The organism is Intestinibacter sp., from assembly GCF_051866655.1.
Lineage (GTDB): Bacteria > Bacillota > Clostridia > Peptostreptococcales > Peptostreptococcaceae > Intestinibacter.
The window spans coordinates 1-2,658 of sequence record NZ_JBJDXL010000458.1 but is presented as its reverse complement, the minus strand read 5'-3'; the positions used below and the strand labels follow the sequence as shown (position 1 = coordinate 2,658).

General features: G+C 32.4%; 4 protein-coding genes. 3 read left to right on the top strand and 1 reads right to left on the bottom strand.

Features of this window, described 5'->3' with window-relative positions:
* Nucleotides 1–416: endonuclease/exonuclease/phosphatase family protein (locus tag ACI3VO_RS13730; RefSeq protein ID WP_439758459.1), on the top strand; the 416-nt coding region annotated here is incomplete at its 5' end.
* Between the two features lie 60 nt (nucleotides 417–476).
* Here ACI3VO_RS13730 and ACI3VO_RS13725 read toward each other — a convergent pair.
* Entirely contained in the window at nucleotides 477–698 is a 222-nt protein-coding gene (locus ACI3VO_RS13725; RefSeq protein WP_320924641.1) for a NifU family protein, read from the bottom strand.
* A gap of 196 nt (nucleotides 699–894) precedes the next feature.
* Between ACI3VO_RS13725 and ACI3VO_RS13720 the strand changes: the two genes are divergently transcribed.
* Nucleotides 895–1,512 carry a DUF5105 domain-containing protein gene (locus tag ACI3VO_RS13720; RefSeq protein ID WP_439758458.1) on the top strand — a complete coding sequence of 206 codons (618 nt, stop codon included), beginning with the start codon at nucleotides 895–897 and terminating at the stop codon, nucleotides 1,510–1,512.
* Nucleotides 1,513–1,688: 176 nt separating this feature from the next.
* On the top strand, nucleotides 1,689–2,576 hold the full coding sequence (gene dapA / locus ACI3VO_RS13715) for a 4-hydroxy-tetrahydrodipicolinate synthase (protein ID WP_439758457.1): 888 nt from the start codon (nucleotides 1,689–1,691) through the stop codon (nucleotides 2,574–2,576).
* The last annotated feature ends 82 nt before the right edge of the window (nucleotides 2,577–2,658 follow it).

Genomic DNA, 2,658 nt, shown 5'->3' with positions numbered 1-2,658 from the left:
ACTTAGAGGCATATGCAGATGAAGAGAGCAAAGACATCCAAACAAAGGTACTTGCGGATATATTAAAAGAAGAATATAAAAAGGGAAATTACTGCATCGCCGGCGGAGATTTTAACCAATCCTTTAGCAATGTGGACCCAGATTTATATCCAGTTAAGAACACAGATTACTTCGAGGCTGAGCTTATAAACGAAGATTATTTTGGAAGTGATTTTAGCTTTGTAAACGATGCTTCAACACCTACTTCAAGACTTTTAAACGAACCATACGATGTGCAAAGTGAAAATACTCAATACTACGTTATAGACGGATTTTTAGTATCTTCAAATATAAAAGTAAATTCTGTTAAAACATTAGATGAAGGATTTGTATATAGTGATCACAATCCTGTAAAAATGGAGGTTACTTTAAAATAATATATTTTCAAACAAAAAAAGAGCCAAACAAAATGACTTTGTTTGCTCTTTTTTCATTTATTAAACACCAACTACTCTAGTTACACCTGGTACTTCTTTTACTAATAGGTTTTCTATAACAGCTTTTAATGTCATAGTAGCTCCTGGGCAACCTGCACAAGCACCTTGTAATCTTACTAATACAGTTCCATCATCAGCAACATCTATTAATTCAACGTCTCCACCGTCTCTTTGTAGTACTGGTCTAACTTTATCTAATACTGCTGCAACTTGTTCTTTCATTAAGTTACCTCCCTTTATAATTGTATTATCTATATAATTATACACTAACAAAATTATATTCTCTACCATTTTATGTATTGTTTTTATCTCAATATATTTTTTTATTTAAAAATACTGTATAATATGTATAAGAAAATCTTTATATAAAAAATACACAATCGAGATTTTCTATATTAATTTATTGGAGGGAGAAAAAATGAAAAGAAAATTATTTAGTATTATTTTAGCCGCAATTTTTGTAATTTCTTTAGTTGGATGTAGCTCAGCTAAGCCAGAAGATACTGTAGATGTATTTTTAAAGAATACTCAAGAATTAAACCTTGAAAAAATGTCAGAAAGCATGAATCCTGACTTAAAAGAGTCTTTCGATGAAATAACAGGTGAGGAATCAGAGGATTCATTAAATGAGTATTTAGATTATTTTAGAAAAAATGCAGCAAAAATGACTTATGAAATCAAGGGTGCTGAAGTCGATGGAGATAGCGCTGTTGTAACTGTAGATTTCAAATATATCGATGGAACTGACGTGCTTGAAGATGCATTTTCTAAAGCATTTGAAGAAGCAATTTCTCAAGCCTTTGCTGGTAAGGAAATGAGCGAAGATGAAATAGAAGATTTATTTATCGAAACTCTAAATAGCTCTGAATCTGAAGTCGAAGAAACTTTCGCTACAAAAACAGTAAAAATAGACTGTGCAAAGAAAGATAATAAATGGTATATAGACGATTTGGATGAGGATTTCTTCGACGTTATATTCTGTAATTACTTATCATATTTAGATAAAGTAAATGAAAATTTAGACGAGTTAGAATAGATTTATAAATTTTAAATAGAAAATAATAGTATACTCAAAAACGAGATATTGTGCTGGTTTTAGCACAATATCTCTATTTTTTTGAGTAATATTAATAATATAAAATTCACGAGAATATAATTTTAATAGGCAATCTACATATCTCGTTGCTTAATATTTTGGATAGGAGGAATTTTATGTTATTTCAAGGATCTGCAGTGGCTTTAGTCACGCCTTTTACTAAAGAAAATAAAGTCAACTACGATAAGCTAGAAGAATTAGTAGAGTTTCATATAAAAAACAATACCGATGCCATAGTCGTGTGTGGTACAACTGGTGAAGCTAGCACATTAGATGACAAGGAACATGTAGCTGCAATTAAATGTGTCATCGACGCTGTAAATAAGAGAATACCAGTGATTGCCGGCACTTGTGGAAACGACACAGAACACTCTATCATGTTGAGTAGAATCGCTGAAAATTTCGGCGCCGATGGACTTCTAATCATAAACCCTTACTACAACAAGGGAAATAAATCAGGTATAAAGGCTCATTTCACGAAAATCGCCCAAAGTGTAGAAATTCCAATAATTTTATACAACGTCCCATCTCGAACAGGTGTCAATTTATCACCTAAATTAGTCGCTGAATTAGCTTATGGTGTGGAAAATATAGTGGGAATCAAAGAAGCGAGCGGTGATATGGCTCAAGTGGCTGAAATAGCAAGATTAGTCGACGATAATTTTTCAATATATTCAGGGAATGACGACTCTACTCTGCCACTTTTATCACTAGGTGGAGATGGCGTGATCTCTGTTCTGGCAAATATATGTCCTAGAGAAAGCCATGATTTGGTATATAGCTTTTTATCTGGGAATGTAGAAAAATCAAGGGAGCTTCAGCTAAATATGAAGCCTTTAATAGATTCTCTATTCGTCGAGGTAAATCCAGTTCCTGTGAAGACTGCTATGAATTTGCTTGGTATGGATGTCGGTAATTTAAGGCTTCCACTGAGCCATATGGAGGCTTCAAATATAAATTTATTAAAACAGGAGCTCGAAAATTTTGGATTTGACTTAAAATAATATTTAAACTAAACAGACAAAAGAGGATATCGACAAATATCCTCTTTTATCAATCTATTTTATTTCGAAGCTAACATCTTCC